Source organism: Paenibacillus puerhi (genome assembly GCF_009846885.1).
Classification (GTDB): domain Bacteria; phylum Bacillota; class Bacilli; order Paenibacillales; family NBRC-103111; genus Paenibacillus_G; species Paenibacillus_G puerhi.
In genome coordinates this window covers 1-14,015 of sequence record NZ_WUWM01000046.1, presented here as the reverse complement: position 1 = coordinate 14,015, position 14,015 = coordinate 1, and the positions used below count along the sequence as shown (strand labels likewise).

Annotated in this window: 10 protein-coding genes, 1 pseudogene and 2 riboswitches; of the genes and pseudogenes, 3 read left to right on the top strand and 8 right to left on the bottom strand. The window is 50.3% G+C overall.

The window, feature by feature from the left end; genetic code table 11:
• Positions 1–46 precede the first annotated feature (46 nt).
• Together GSF01_RS27235 and GSF01_RS27230 are read right to left on the bottom strand one after the other, a co-directional pair.
• Positions 47–724: a rhamnogalacturonan acetylesterase gene (locus GSF01_RS27235; protein WP_159888407.1), complete on the bottom strand. Its 678-nt coding sequence runs from the start codon at positions 722–724 to the stop codon at positions 47–49.
• A 114-nt stretch (positions 725–838) separates the two neighbouring features.
• A complete protein-coding gene (locus tag GSF01_RS27230) occupies positions 839–1,447 on the bottom strand; it encodes an SGNH/GDSL hydrolase family protein (protein WP_159888406.1) in 609 nt (202 codons plus the stop codon).
• Positions 1,448–1,487: 40 nt separating this feature from the next.
• Here GSF01_RS27230 and GSF01_RS27225 point away from each other — a divergent pair, with 40 nt between their 5' ends.
• Positions 1,488–2,210, top strand: a complete 723-nt coding sequence (locus tag GSF01_RS27225; RefSeq protein ID WP_159888426.1) for a MerR family transcriptional regulator — start codon at positions 1,488–1,490, stop codon at positions 2,208–2,210.
• A gap of 87 nt (positions 2,211–2,297) precedes the next feature.
• Here GSF01_RS27225 and GSF01_RS27220 read toward each other — a convergent pair whose 3' ends face one another.
• The 4 genes from GSF01_RS27220 to GSF01_RS30135 all read right to left on the bottom strand — a co-directional run bounded on the left by GSF01_RS27220 (position 2,298) and on the right by GSF01_RS30135 (position 10,691).
• Entirely contained in the window at positions 2,298–2,477 is a 180-nt protein-coding gene (locus GSF01_RS27220) for a hypothetical protein (protein ID WP_159888405.1), read from the bottom strand.
• A gap of 491 nt (positions 2,478–2,968) precedes the next feature.
• Positions 2,969–3,766 carry a transglutaminase-like domain-containing protein gene (locus tag GSF01_RS27215; RefSeq protein ID WP_159888404.1) on the bottom strand — a complete coding sequence of 266 codons (798 nt, stop codon included), beginning with the start codon at positions 3,764–3,766 and terminating at the stop codon, positions 2,969–2,971.
• 14 nt (positions 3,767–3,780) lie between these two features.
• Positions 3,781–3,868, bottom strand: a riboswitch (cyclic di-GMP riboswitch).
• Between the two features lie 35 nt (positions 3,869–3,903).
• Positions 3,904–3,991, bottom strand: a riboswitch (cyclic di-GMP riboswitch).
• 35 nt (positions 3,992–4,026) lie between these two features.
• A complete protein-coding gene (locus tag GSF01_RS27210) occupies positions 4,027–4,710 on the bottom strand; it encodes a class D sortase (protein WP_235941760.1) in 684 nt (227 codons plus the stop codon).
• Positions 4,711–4,781: 71 nt separating this feature from the next.
• Positions 4,782–10,691, bottom strand: coding sequence for an SdrD B-like domain-containing protein (locus GSF01_RS30135; RefSeq protein WP_159888403.1), 5,910 nt, complete (start codon positions 10,689–10,691; stop codon positions 4,782–4,784).
• Between the two features lie 199 nt (positions 10,692–10,890).
• Here GSF01_RS30135 and GSF01_RS27200 point away from each other — a divergent pair, with 199 nt between their 5' ends.
• Positions 10,891–11,307, top strand: a complete 417-nt coding sequence (locus GSF01_RS27200) for a hypothetical protein (protein ID WP_159888402.1) — start codon at positions 10,891–10,893, stop codon at positions 11,305–11,307.
• Positions 11,308–11,327: 20 nt separating this feature from the next.
• Positions 11,328–12,439 (top strand): annotated as a pseudogene (locus GSF01_RS27195) (IS3 family transposase).
• Positions 12,440–12,628: 189 nt separating this feature from the next.
• On the opposite strand, the gene GSF01_RS27190 reads toward GSF01_RS27195, so the two are convergent.
• A complete protein-coding gene (locus GSF01_RS27190) occupies positions 12,629–13,294 on the bottom strand; it encodes an immunity protein Imm33 domain-containing protein (RefSeq protein ID WP_159888401.1) in 666 nt (221 codons plus the stop codon).
• Positions 13,264–13,905, bottom strand: coding sequence for a hypothetical protein (locus GSF01_RS27185; protein ID WP_159888400.1), 642 nt, complete (start codon positions 13,903–13,905; stop codon positions 13,264–13,266). The genes GSF01_RS27190 and GSF01_RS27185 overlap by 31 nt, the downstream gene beginning before the upstream one ends.
• Positions 13,906–14,015 lie beyond the last annotated feature (110 nt).

Sequence of the window (14,015 nt, the reverse complement as noted above, 5' to 3'; positions counted from 1 at the left end):
TACACAGGCGACAGGCCGGATTATCTATGGACTGATGCTGTATCGGTCAGCTGGTCAGCTGCTTGTCGAGCAGATTAAGCTTAGTGATCGCATCGGCAATCAGACGCGCGACAGCCTCTGCGCCCTTCTCATTCAAATGCGTATTGTCTTGAAGCCCTTCCGGGTAGTTCGGGGACTCGCCCGGACTTAGCCAGGTCAGCCATTCTTTGGATTTGGCGTCGCCCATTTCCTTGAAAGCGGCGGCACTTCTGCCACATAAATCAATGAAAGGCACCTGTTCTCGAACGGCCAAGGCTTCCATGGCTCTCGGATAATCACCGTGTGTGTTGATCAGCAAGCCATCTGCATCAAAATGTCTGCGGCATAGCGGCGAGATAAGGACCGGATGAGCTCCCCGCGCTCTTGCCCCATCGATATATTGCCGCAAATATTGAGGGTATGTGCTCCAAGGAGAGGTATGCCGCTTGGCATCCTCCTTGCTGTCATTATGTCCGAATTGGATGAATAAGTAATTGCCCGGCTTGATGAGCTCTAAAATTTCCTTCAATCTCTCTTCCTCGATGAAGCTTTTCGAGCTTCTCCCGTTCACGGCCTTATTCACAACTTTCGCATAGCCGGGAATGAACAAATGAAGCTTATTCCCCCATCCCTGCATAGGATACGATTCTGCGGAGTAATCCGCCATCGTTGAATCCCCTGCCAAATAAATGGTTATTGTACTCAAATCTAAGTCACCATCCCTATTATAATCACAAACAATCCGGTTCTCCTGTAGCGGAGCCGATCCCTCTAATCGTACTTCATCAGGGCTTCGGCAACAATAACTTGACTATCTCTTTCAGCTATAGCGTTCCAAGCATCCGGCTAGGAAAGCGGCTTGCAGGCGGCATACTTCCTCTGTAAAATGCACATGGTCACGATAAGCGGTTGTGCCGAAGGCCCGGGTGAACGAATACAGATCAAGCCTAGGAACCTCATGATGAGTCATTATCTCATCCGCTATCGCATTGTAGGCCACAACATCTTCATGGTAACGATGAAACGAGGCCATCCTGGAATTATGTAGGTCCTCCACAGCATCGGTTGTACGAATCCAGATCAGGGCTTGCGCCATGTCTTGGGCGATGTGAACGATCTGTTCAAGGTTAACCCGGTACTGGGTCTGCGGTACTTGCTTCTCGCCGGTGACCGGCTCGGTCTTGATATCATGCAGCCCGCAATTGACCAGCAGCAGGTCATAGCGCACCCCTTGGTCCCGCTCTCTTTTCAAATATTCGAGAACCATGCTGCTATCCCCTCCGTTGGCACCGACGGGGTTGTCCAAATCCTCCAGAGCTTCCTTCTCTCCACGCTTTCGATCATAGTGGAATCGATGTTCGACCATCTTTTTCAAATAGGGTCCATACTGGATCGAAATACTGTCCCCTACTATAAATAACCTTCTCATTTCTGTCTCCTTCTTGTGACGCGAAAGTCTTAAGTGATATATTCCCGGTAATAGGGATGGTTTCCTTCTTCGCTACCGCGAGAGCAAAAGTTGCGATTCCTCCGAGGTAAGCGAAGCCGGATACCGATTGTATGGAACGAAAGAGTTGGAACGTTTGCAAGAGATTTTATTTTTCAGAGAATTGGATTTCTCCTTAGATCAAATTAAGGAAATGCTGGAGCATAATCCGGACCGGCTATCCATCCTTTCACATCAGGAGAAATTGATATTTAGCCGCAAGCATAGACTGGATGCCATCGCTCAAACCTTACGTAAATCCATTGAGTGTGTACGAGGAGGGAAAACCATGGATAGTAAAGAAATGTTCAGGGGTTTTGAAAACGCGGAAGAGTGGAACAAAGCGCTGACCGAGCAAAATCACTATTTAAACGAAGCTTATGGGATGGAGCCTCTCGAGGCTGCCCCGGCGGATGTTCAGAAATTAAATGAACAAGCGGAAGAAGCTCTAGCCTTCATGAATCAAATGGCGGCGTCTTTGAGAGAAGGCATAAAGCATAACGATGAGAAAGTAGGAAATTTGATTCGATGCCATCTTGAGTTTTTGAATAAACACGGGCATCAAACATCAGCTCAAGATTTTACTGTACAGACTCGTTTTTTTCTAAATGATGACTTTCATCTTGAGATGCTCGAAAATCAGCAAAGCGGGTTGGCTTATTATGTATCAGCAGCGGCAGAGTCTTTCGCGGCAACGAATCAATAAGGCACAACCCGTTGACGCAAAAAAGCTTGTGTGTTCCTTTTGAGGGCCACCAGTTTCTTTTGCTTTAAGCCCAAGCCGCAATAAAGACTAATCAAGTTCATACTTGGCAAAAGGTAAATCCCACATAGCCCCAACAAAATCCCCATCGGTTTTATTCAATATTTCTTTTTCAATGATTTGGAAGATAATGGTCTCCCCCCACTCATCCTTTGCTTTTATCCCCTTTGAAGCCAAATATTTTTGTCCGGCTTCAATCCCTATGAACAATTCGACATCGTAACCTTTTTGTGGCAGGCACCCACAACTAACCTGCTCTTCACGTAGAAAAAGCAGCTGGAATGACCGGCTGCCCTTGTCTAGGTGGTTACTATTCGCGAAAAGTCCATATCAAAAGGACCTAGCAGAAACTTTCCGGCTTATTGCCGGTTGTCCACGCCAGTTATTCGTTTTAACGAACAATAAGGAGGCTGTCGATTCATTGTGGACGGCAGCGCAGTTAAGTAAAGGCTGATCGTAACGGACACCACAGTCGCTATTTCACAAAAATGGGGCCTGTTCAAATTGTAACGGACACAGACGACCTTACTTACGTCAAAACCGCATAGAATGGGCGCAAATGCACCAAATAGCGTCATCTGAGTCCGTTAGATTTTCAATATCGCGAAAATACTGCAAATAGAGACGCTGAGGTCCGTTAGCGAAAGCAGAACGTTTCAACTTAGTTACTCACAATGAATCGACAACCTCAATAAGGAGTGTTAATAAACCTTGGAAGCTATATAGTCGCCCGCGTTTTTCTCAAAGTTCCGGTTGCCTGTGCTCGCATCGACAGTCGTATCGATAGTCAGCCATTCTCCATCTATCAAAATCTCATTCCATGCGTGGTATTTCTTGACATTCTTCGACTCTCCTATGAGCAGCTTGGCCGGAATGCCTATGCTTCTGTTCATGGCTGCGAACAAGGAAGCATAGTCGTAGCAGATGCCTTTTTTATAGGCAAGCACCTGCCCAAGATCAGGGATATAGCCGTTTTGTACGTTGGTCGCCAGCTCGTCGTCGTATGCGATATGGTCCACGATATACGCATAGATGGCTTCGGCCTTCTCGCGTTCCGTTTCTTTGCCATTCGTCAGCTCCAGAGCCATGTCCTTAACCGTCTCCGCTTCGGTCCAATTCACATTCTGGATCGAATGCAAATAGACATCCGAGTTATCCTCCAATTCGAGCTCCAGCGTCTCGCTGTGTACCAATTTGTATTTGGTTCCCGTTACTTGCTGAAGAATGGAAATTTTGTATTCCCCATTATCGAGCTGCAGCGGGAAAAACTCCTCTTTCCCTCTGGCGGCTAAATCATACGTGTAGTTGACCCCGTCCTTGCTGACCATCAGCTTCGTCCTCGTTGCCGTGGCCGCCTCGTAGACGATGCCGAACAATCCTTTCTCCAGCTTCCCGGCATCCAGCCATGAGGCGGATTCCCCCTTGGCCCCCCAAGCGGCGTCCGGCAAGCAGACCATCATCAAACATGCGGCCAAGCTTATACTCATCCATCTGCGCATACATACAAACTCCCTTCGATAGCTGGCTGCCATACTTCTAATGAAGGGTAGGCCCTTTAGCTTTGCGCCCCTGACTTTCGAACAGGTTTGCCGTTTGTCGGTGATAAGTTCTTGGAACAAACAAAAAAAGCAATCCATTCGGTATCTGGTTGCCGTGCTCCGGGATGGAGGGTAGGCCCTTTAGCTTTGCGTCCTTATCTTTCGATAAGTTTGCCGTTTATCGTGTATTGCTCAGTACCCGCCTAGATTGTACGGGGGAGTTAATCCTGCTTAGCCTGTACGATGAGCCGATGGGTCGGATTCACAATCGGATCGCATGTGATTAAAGTGAGAATCCGCTCCTTGTCGCTGCGCTTCAAAACGGAAATGTCCGTGGGCTCCACCCGCAGCGTGCGGAAGACAGTATAGGTCGCCTTCCGCTCCTGTAGTTCCACTACGATGGTATCGCCTGCCTCCAGCTCATTCAGACGATTAAACAGCCGCCCCTTTGTTTTGACCCGATGGGCCGCGATAGCGGCATTACCGGTCTCGCCAAGCGGAGAGGTTTCGGTCATATGGGCTGCAGCGAATCTCATATTCTTTTCAGTCGCCCCCTCCAGAACCGGGAGCCGGAGGGCGAGCTTCTCGATCGACAGCACGGCGATTGCCGGTTCGTCAGGGACGCTCCCGGCCGGCGGCCCCGAGGAAGCCTCTGCCTGATTGTGCTGCTCTGCAGGTCCCAAGGGCTCTGGCTCGTCATCTTCTCCTCCGGAGCTGAGCAAGCTGGATAAGCGCTCATTTTCCGCCTCCATCCGCCTATCGGCTGCCGCTTCGGCGGTCGCGAAGCTTTGTTCGGTTGAAGCGAGCAGACTGCTCTCCAGATAGTCCGCCTGCCATTCCATCGCCTTGGGCAGCAGAATCAAGCAAACTCCCGCCGTCATCAATAGATAGCTCCAGATTCTCATACCTAACCTCTCCTGCCTGTGTGATGCCCGGAGCAATCGGGGGCGGCCGGTTCATCCGGCAGCCCCGCTCCTCATGCGCGCCTTGCGCGCCGTTTTCTCAACACCGCTCCCAGCATAAACAAGCCAAGACCCGTCAGCTGCAGAAGCAGGTGGCTCTCTTCACCGGTTTTGGGCAAAGCCGCTACATTCGGCAGTACCGCCTCAGACTGCTGCCCTTCTTCGCCTTCAGCCCGATCAAGAGGAGTTTTTTCAACATCAATGTCAATGAGTATTTCTTCTTCGTTGCCATTCTCATCGGTCACGATAATCGTGAACCCATCCTTGCCGGTGTACCCCGGCTCCGGCGTGTAAACCCACTTGCCGTCATCCTCCAGCGTCACCTGGCCGTGCTCGGGCTGCTTGCCGATAGACGGCTTGCTGCCCGGTGGCACCTGAACCGCGCCGCCGGTTGGCGTATTCACGCTCGTGACGATCTCCTCCGTCAGTCCAGGCTTAGCCGGCTGCTCAGGCGTCACGGGAGTTAACGGCGTTCCGGGATGTACCGGAGGCGCGGGTGTAACCGGTGTACCTGGGTTAACTGGCGTTCCGGGATGAACTGGCGTACCCGGGTTGGCCGGAGTTACCGGAGTGCCGGGATTGCCCGGTCCGGGCGGAGTGCTTTCGTCAGGCTCCGACACCAGACCAAGATCGATCGTCAGATCCTCCCAAACGCTAGACTCTCCGATGGTAATCCGCTCGGTGTAGCCGTCGATCCGTCTGTTCGAATCGAGCTCCTCAGAAACGCCATCGGCGGCTTCCCGGGTAGCGATGTATCCGGACGGGATTACGAATTCGACATAATAGTCCCCGCCCAGCAGTTGGTCGAACAAGTAGTAGCCCGGACGGCCGTTGCTGTCGTCGGCCGTTACCGTTTGCTTAAGCATCTGCTTGGCTTCGTTGTACAGCCTTACGGTAACCCCGTTGCGTCCCAGCGTCTGCTCCTCATCCTGCGCTCCGTTGCCGTTCGCATCATACCATACGTAATTGCCGATGGCGCCCTTCGCAATCAAGCCCAGATCGATCGTATGATCTACCCAGCCGGCTGTCTCGCCGATCGTGATCAGGCCGGTGAAGCCTTGGGCATCCGTTGCGTTTGAATCCAGCTCGGTCTGCGATCCTTGAACTTCCAGCGTCTTCGTATAATCGGCAGGAAGAACGAACTGTACGTAGTAATCGCCTGCGATCAGATCATCGAAAAGATAGTAGCCCGGACGGCCCTGCGCGTCATTCGAAGTCATCGTGACGGCGAGAGGGGCTCCCGTTCGGTCAGAGCTGTAGAGCCTGACCTCTACTCCATTGATTCCGAGGGATGCGTCCTCATTCTGAAGGCCGTCCCTATTCTGATCCAGCCATACATAGTTGCCGATTTCACCGCGAGGCACGAGCCCGAGATCAATCGTCAGATCGTTCCAGTTGCCTGTCCCAATCGTGATTTTCTCCGTGAAGCCCGCTGCATCCGTCTTATTCGAATCGGTCGCTTCGCCTGATACGTTCGCCAGCGTGACGCCGTAATCGGCCGGAATGACAAATTGAATGTAATAATCACCGGCCGGCAATCCCTGGAACAAATAATAGCCGGGCTTGCCATCCTTGTCTCTCGTAACGGTCTGAGCTAGCGGCGTTCCGCCTGGCGAAGCGTACAGCTTCACCGTCAAGCCGTTGATCCCGGTCTCTTCAGGCGATTGCACGCCATCCTCATCGCGGTCCAGCCACACATAGTCGCCAATGGAACCACGGGGCGACGTAATAACCGGCACTTCATGGGTATCCGTGCCCGTAGGCGTCTCATCGGGCTTTACTACGACCGTATTCGTCAGCTTGGAGCCGCCAAGGTCGGCAGCCGAGACTTGATACGTGTAGGTAAGCTCCCGCGTCTCGCCTGACTTTAGCAAAGCAATCGGCGCAAGCCCCGTCACCTTAGAGTCCGTGATGACCAGATTATGCAGGTCACGGCTTCCCGTATTGGTGATTGTCACGACATAGTCGATCCAGGTTCCCGCTTGAGAGACGGACAAGGCGCTGCTCTTTTTCTTGACGTCCAGAGCGGCTGTCGGAATGCTCGCCTCCTCCTTCAGCGGCACAGGCGACTCATTGAAATAAACGATCGCTTGGTTCACCAGATCGGTCCGATCGATATCCGAGGCCGTTACTGTGTATTCCCCTTCGAGCTTCAGCGTCTTGCCCGGGTCCAGGCTCTTGACCGTCAGCGAAGGGGACGATCCCGAATTATCAATACCCGTGATCACATCCGGGCGGTTATGCGAATTTCCGTTCAGCGGTATTTGCTGGCCTTCATAGACGAGGCTATGGAACACGAACCCCGCTTGCTGACGATCCAGCTCATCTGTCAGCCTGATATTGTGCAGCGTGACGGAAGATGTATTCGTGAAGCTCACGCTGTAGCGCACCTTGTTGCCCGCCAGCACATATTCCGGCGATGGCGTTGCTGTCGCCGTCCCCTGCTCCACGCTTTCTATCTTCTTCACCAGAGTTGCCCCCGGATAGTCCGAAGACGCTGCGGCTTCGATCAGCCCCAGATCGATGGTGCGGTTCTTGCCCGCTGCCGGCAGTTGAATCTTCTCGGTCCGATAAGGCGTGTAACCGCCTACCGGGCTGCCTTGCATGACTTTATTCGAATCCCGGTTCTGCGTATGGCCCGGATCCGGGCCTAGCGCTTCCGCAATTGTCGGCTCATAATGAGCAGGCAGCATAAACTCCACTACGTACTCCCCGGCGTCCAGTCCCTGGAACAAATAATAGCCCGGATTGCCCTGCACATCATAGCCCGTTTTGCTGGAGCGGTAAGGAGTCGTATCGCCTGGGCGATACAAATTCACCGTAATGCCATTGATGCCCGACTTCTGGTTGTTGTCGCCCGGATAGCTTTCGTTCTGCGTGCCGTCCCGGTCGCTGTCAAACCAGACGAAGTCGCCAATCTCGCCAAGCGGAACGTTCGTGTTGGCCGGGTCGATGATGAAGCCGACCTTATTCGGTGCGGTCGGCAGCATTTTGCTGCCCTCATCGTTGCCGGTAGCCCCTGCTTCCGTCGCTTGGATCGCGAAGGAATTCCAGGCGATGGCGTCGGTGGGAGCGCCTACGGGAGCGTCCATCTTCCAGTCCAGCACGATATACTCTCCCGCCGCAAGTCCCGCTCCTCCATTAATATTCGTGATCTCGAAGTAAAGCGAGCGGATGTCGCTCAAGTCATCGCTGTTGTATTGCCGCTGGGACACCCAGCCTGGCTTCGCAGCGCTGCCGTTGTCAACCACATCGAAGCGGACAACCCGCTCCTGATCGATCGACTTGCTGTAATACGTCTCCAGGTTAAAGGTAACGGTCTGCGCGCCGGTCTCCGTCGTCGTGTAGCTGTAGCTTCGCGGACCGGAAGACAGGACCTGGGACAGGTTGGGCCTCCACTGCGAGCCTCTGCTCTCATACGCGGAGCCGGTTCCCCAATCCGTACGCACGGCCTGGTCGCCTACATGCGGGAGAATATCAAGCACACTGATCTTCCCGAGCCTGGTGTTGCCGCTATTGCGGATGACCAGTTTGTAATCGGCGTTGCCTCCCTCATAGGTGACACTATAATAAGGGAATTCCGTATATTGCGGCTGCTCGCTCGTATCGAACGGCTGATCGGCTAAGGCCGGCGCGCCGACGAAAGTGCCGTCCAATTCATTAAGCTTAATCGGAGCGAGGTCGCCCCGGTTCCACTTGGTAGATTGGACGACCGTTGCTTTCTTGACCGGGACAACTGCCGAGGCATGCACGAAAAACTCGTCGATCCCAGGCGTCGGGTCAAATTGCAGGGTCGTATCCTTAATCGGCGTATTGTGCTTCATCCATTCGGCAAATGTGTTGGGGTCATGATGAACCTTATCGCCGCTGTGCCAGAACTGTACAGACGGATCCGCCGTGGTCATATAGAAATCATTGCGGTACACGGGGCCATCCGAGCTCTTAGGCGTTCCCGCCTGTACCTCGCCTTTGTACTTGAGCTGGAAGCTTGTATCCGGTGCGAAGCTGGCCGGGTTGCCTGCATCCCACGACCATTTGACCAGCGTTCGGCCCGTGCCGTTGAAGTTATTCGTCACGATCTCCACATTCGGGCGGCTCGTGCCTGTCGGCGCGTTCACCAGCTCGAACGACTGGGCCAGCGTCTGGTTGGCGGACACATAATAATTGAACCGTTCCGGCAGCAGGTCGTACAGAACCGGATTGACATACGGACCTGTCGCCTTGACATCATTGTTGACCGTTAAAACGAACGGCACGATATCCAGCGGCCTGTAGCTGCCCGAGACGGATTTTCCCGCGATCAGCCACGGCTTCTCGTCATTGATAAGGAAGCTGGCGGACTCGGTTTTACGAGGCTGAGCCGTCTTGCTCCAGACGCCAGCGGACGCTTCAGTCAGCGCCTGGTAATCCAGGTAAACGCTGTTCGTGACCGTATCTCCATGCTGCAACGCCGCTCCGCCTCCATGTGGTACAGCCAGCACAGTGCCGGCTACGACGATGCCATCGATGCTTTTACCGACTGCAAGCGAGTCATACTTCCACTGCAGCTTCGTAACGTACTCGCCGGCCGTCAAAATAATATCTTTGGCCGGGCTCATGCCGCTGCCAGACTGACCGATCTTGATGGTGCCGCCTACCGTCGCATTTCCCGTGTACTCGATCCAAGTTCCGCTGTTATTCGTCTCGTACAAAAATTTACTCCAGGCCAGCGAAGGCATCTGGATCGATTCGTAATTCATCTGGGGAGGAAGCGGGTCTGTAATCACCACATCATACAGCGGGCTGTTCACCTTCGGATTCGCGGATGTCCGTTTGTTATCCACTCCGCCTATCGTGAACTGCTGCTTCTGCCCGGGAGAACGGTAAGCAAACTTCTTATCCTTGGTCAAGCCGGGATCGCCGGATACCGGTTGTCCCAGCAGAGTACCGACCGAATCCGAAACCTTGGGCATACTGCCCTGACCGCCGTCTACCGAGTATGTATCCATCGTTACCGTATTGGTCAAGGTAAGCGGTGATGCGGTCGGATGAACATAACCGAAGTCATCGGGGTACGTGATTTTGACATCGGCCTCAAATTTCTGACCTTGGCTCAGCGAGATGTTCTCCCATACGATCCGATGTTGGCCCGGGTCATAATAGGCGTTCTGTGCAGAGCCCTGCGTCCAGGTTACCCATGCCTGAGGCACTTGAGCAGGAAGGTTGTCATAGAAGAAGGGTACATTCAGCGTGCCGTTGGCCGTATTGCCGGCCAATACGCGCTTGATGCCGACCTTGTAGGTGACAAGACCGCCGGTAATCGGAACGGTGCCGTCGCTAAGCGACTGCGTCTTGTAGGCCTCCCACTTGTCATAGGTCGCTTCAATGACCGTGCCTCCACCATTGCCTCCTCCCGGGTTTGTCGGAGGTGCATCGGGATCTGCCTGAATCACGACCTCGGCTGTCGCCTGGGCAGTCGTCGTGTTGCCATCCTCATCGGTAACCTCTACCTTAGCGATATTCGTCGTCGTGACCGGCTGGTTCACCCATGTATGGTCCGCTTTCACGCTAATGGAGAAGGATAACGAGCTGCCTGCCTTCAGCAGGCTCGGATTCGTGACCTCCCGGACCAGCGTCTGGCCTTGAATCGTGTCCCAGTCACTGTCCTCGTTCTCCATAATCACGAATTGCGCGGGGACCACATCGGTAATCTTGATGCTCTCCACCCCGACCGCCGTCGCACTGGCAACCGCAAACCTCAGATTATAGGTAAACGTGTCGCCTACGGACACCGTTGCTTTGCTGGCGCTCTTGGTGAAAGTAAAAGTTGGGGCTGCCGCATAGCCGGACATCGCAAACGGCTGCAAAATCATCTGCAGCAGCAAGGACCACATAAGCAGGAAGGACACTCTGCTCAGGGGTTTAGACTTTCTGCGAAGTCTCATTCTCTAGTAATCTCCTCTCTATTTGTTTAGGACGTTCCCTTTCCATCATAAACCCAGGTCCTAAACAAAATCTGAACAGAAGGAGATCCTCGGCCGCTGTGGGAGGGGCGGTGTTGAGGGGTGGGATTCTTCAAAGTACAATGCATATATTTATATTTTTATAGTGTTTTTGATATGAATTTAACTATATTTAGAAGGTATGAATAATGAAGAAATTTTTTTGTCTGCAACTCTTATTTTTACTTTAATGGGGTCATCCACGGTCTTTGCCGCGGGGAGTGAGCCGAATGATTCCTTTGCAACTGCCGATCCGCTTATTTATTATAAACTGGGTAAAATAAGCTCAGCCACAGATGTTGATTACTACAAGTTATCCGGTGCATTTATGAGCGGAAGCTATACTTTCAAATTGTCCGTCCCCACTCTAGCAGACTTTGATTTATATCTTTATGAAAAAGTAGGAAGCAGTTATCTTCTTCGTAAATCCTCTACGTATGCTTCATCTACCCATGAATCTATCACCTATAACTTTGATTCCTCTAAAGAATATTACTTTCTGGTAAAAGGCTATAATGGGAGTACATCCGAATATTATTATATTTTAGAAAGGCAGTAATGGAGTCAATGGAATGTTTTATGTTCTTTAAAACCAAGTCCCATGACTTGGTTTTTTCTTGCTACATATGGGGTCTGGTTCAGCTGTATGAGAATGGAAAGTCTAGAGTATCCATTGCAGAAGAATATGATTTAACTGCCTCTGCACTGGATCGCTGGATCATGCAAGCCTACACAACAGGTTCCTTTTCAGAGAAGGATAATCGCTCTCCGAAGAAAATGAGCTTTTCGCACTGCGAAAACGACTGTAAATGGTGGTCAACATTTAAAAGCAAGCAGCGCTGATCATGGGACGCAAGTATATGTCATCAAGCGAAATCGTGACAAATACTCGGTATCAGCAATGTATGCCGTCCTGCAAATCTCTCGAAGTAGGTACTATTATGAAGCCAAAGAACGCCGTCAGGAAGATGACATGGAGGGACCTATTGTAGAGATTTTCGAGAAGAACCGAGGAGCATACGGCACCAGAAAGATTAAAGCCAAACTTCGAACGCGGATTTGTCGTGTCGAGACGTCGAATTGGATGCATTATGAAAGCTCAAGGCCTTGTTTCTACATACACCTTTGCTGAGTACAAGCCCCACAAAGCCGCATGTAATGATTCAGCGCAGCCAAATGAACTAGGACGCAAGTTTCAACAATCTGAAGTAAAACGAGTCGTTGTAAGTGATCTAACATACGTTAAAGTCAAACAGATGGCACTACATCTGTGTATTTGTCGACCTCTTTATTCGAGAGATCATTGGCTCTAGTGCAGGTCCGAAAAAGGATGCATCGCTAGTCTCACGTGCCTTTGCTTCTATGCAGGGAGATCTGCGCCAGATTCAATTATTTATACGGACCGCGGCAGTGAATTCAAGAATAAATTAATTGATGAGACAATTGCTGAATTACAAATTGGTCGTTCTCTTAGCATGAAGGGCTGTCCATATGATAATGCTGTTGCTGAAGCCACATTTAAGATTATGAAGACCGAATTTATCCATCAGTTTCAGTTTCAAAGTTTAGGACATCTCGTACTAGAGCTGCTTGACTACATAAATTGGTATAACAATCATCGAATTCATGGAATTTTTGGCTACCTGAGCCCAGTTGATTACAGTCGCTCACCCCTTAATAAAGCTGTCTGATTTAGTTTTGACTACCCAATTTATGGAAATTTTGGCACAGGGCCGACGAGGGTTAAATTTTTTCAAACCTAATATAGTCATCCATTCGGCACTGGGTGGGGTCTTTATTTCAGCCGCCGCGCAATGATAAATGAAAAACCACAACGCGAGGATTAGTCGCATTGTGGTCAGCATATAATAATGGGCATTTCATTTTAAGGTGTTCTCATCAAACCATATATCATTCTCTGTCTCATTAATGTAAAATCGGAATCCAAAAGGCAGAGCAAAGTACCTCAATAAATCAGGACGATTAAAAGCTACATGATAGAAATGAACTTTCATTAACGAATCTGTATCTCCGTCATACAAGTCTGTTGTTACCCACCATCCAGTCATATGCTCCGGTGAAGGATACCTTACAGCATCAACCCCTAAACCTTCATATACCCCTTTAGATATTACAATATTCTGCCCAAAAGTTGGAAATGAAGGGGTTACGCCGTAATTACTGCATTCGTCTTCTTGTTCAATTCTTACCTGTAAAGCATATTCAACCCCTTCAACAAATCCGTTCCCTTGCCGCTCTGCTTCCCACACATCCAATGTCGAGTCAGAGAACATAACAAACTTCAAAAGCCAAGAGTGGTACGAAATCGTTTGTTCGGGGATTATCTTAGGCTTGCTGTCTAAAAGATAATCAACTAAATACTTTAATACTTTATAATATTCTTCAATTTCCTTGCTAAAAGAAGCAACTCTCAATTCAAAGCCTAACTTACTTTTTAATCCATTCGTTACTAAATGAACTCCGTCGTTTTCAATTGATATTCCTCTAATCGATTTCACGGTATTAGTCCTTTCCGTTTCATCCAACTAATAATTCCCCCCTGCTGAGAACTACAACTTTTGCAGTGAGGATATAACTCTTGTGGTGATCCATTTGGTACTGTGGCGTTTGGCGGTTGATGGTCAGGAATGAAATTACCACTTTTTGTACCTGGGTCAGTAGAACCGCAAGTATGACAACCTGTATCGTTACCTATTTCATTTACTTTATCCCGCTCATCCTTCGTAAAATCTCGTCCTTTGCCCCTAGCAGGAACAGATTTGCTTGCATGTGGACCTGGTTTAAGTACACCCATCTTTGATGAACCTGGTATTAGCCTATCTCCTATAATACCAATTGCGAAGCTAATTTCCCAATCTTTTTCAGCCTGTATTAATTTTTGAACAGCCCAATCGGCTTTTCCAGCGGAATTTTCCTCAATATCACTTGTCATCGTTGCAAGTCCAAACAGATACTTAAACTGGTTATTATCCTCGTCTGCAAAGATTTCCCTAAAATATGCACCCATCGTACTTCTATTTTTCCAGTATACCGCTGAACCAATACCACCACTTGTAGCTTCTCCTACTAACTCTTTGATTCTAGCAGGTGAATGACCACTTGGGTCAATATTAACTATATAGAACGCAAGTAACAAACGAACAAAATCACGCTAACCACCAAATCGGGTAATGAATAGTAAAAAAACCGGTGGTGATGGAAATGAGTACCGTAAAAATCGAGCAACTCAATGTGTCCATGAGAGAA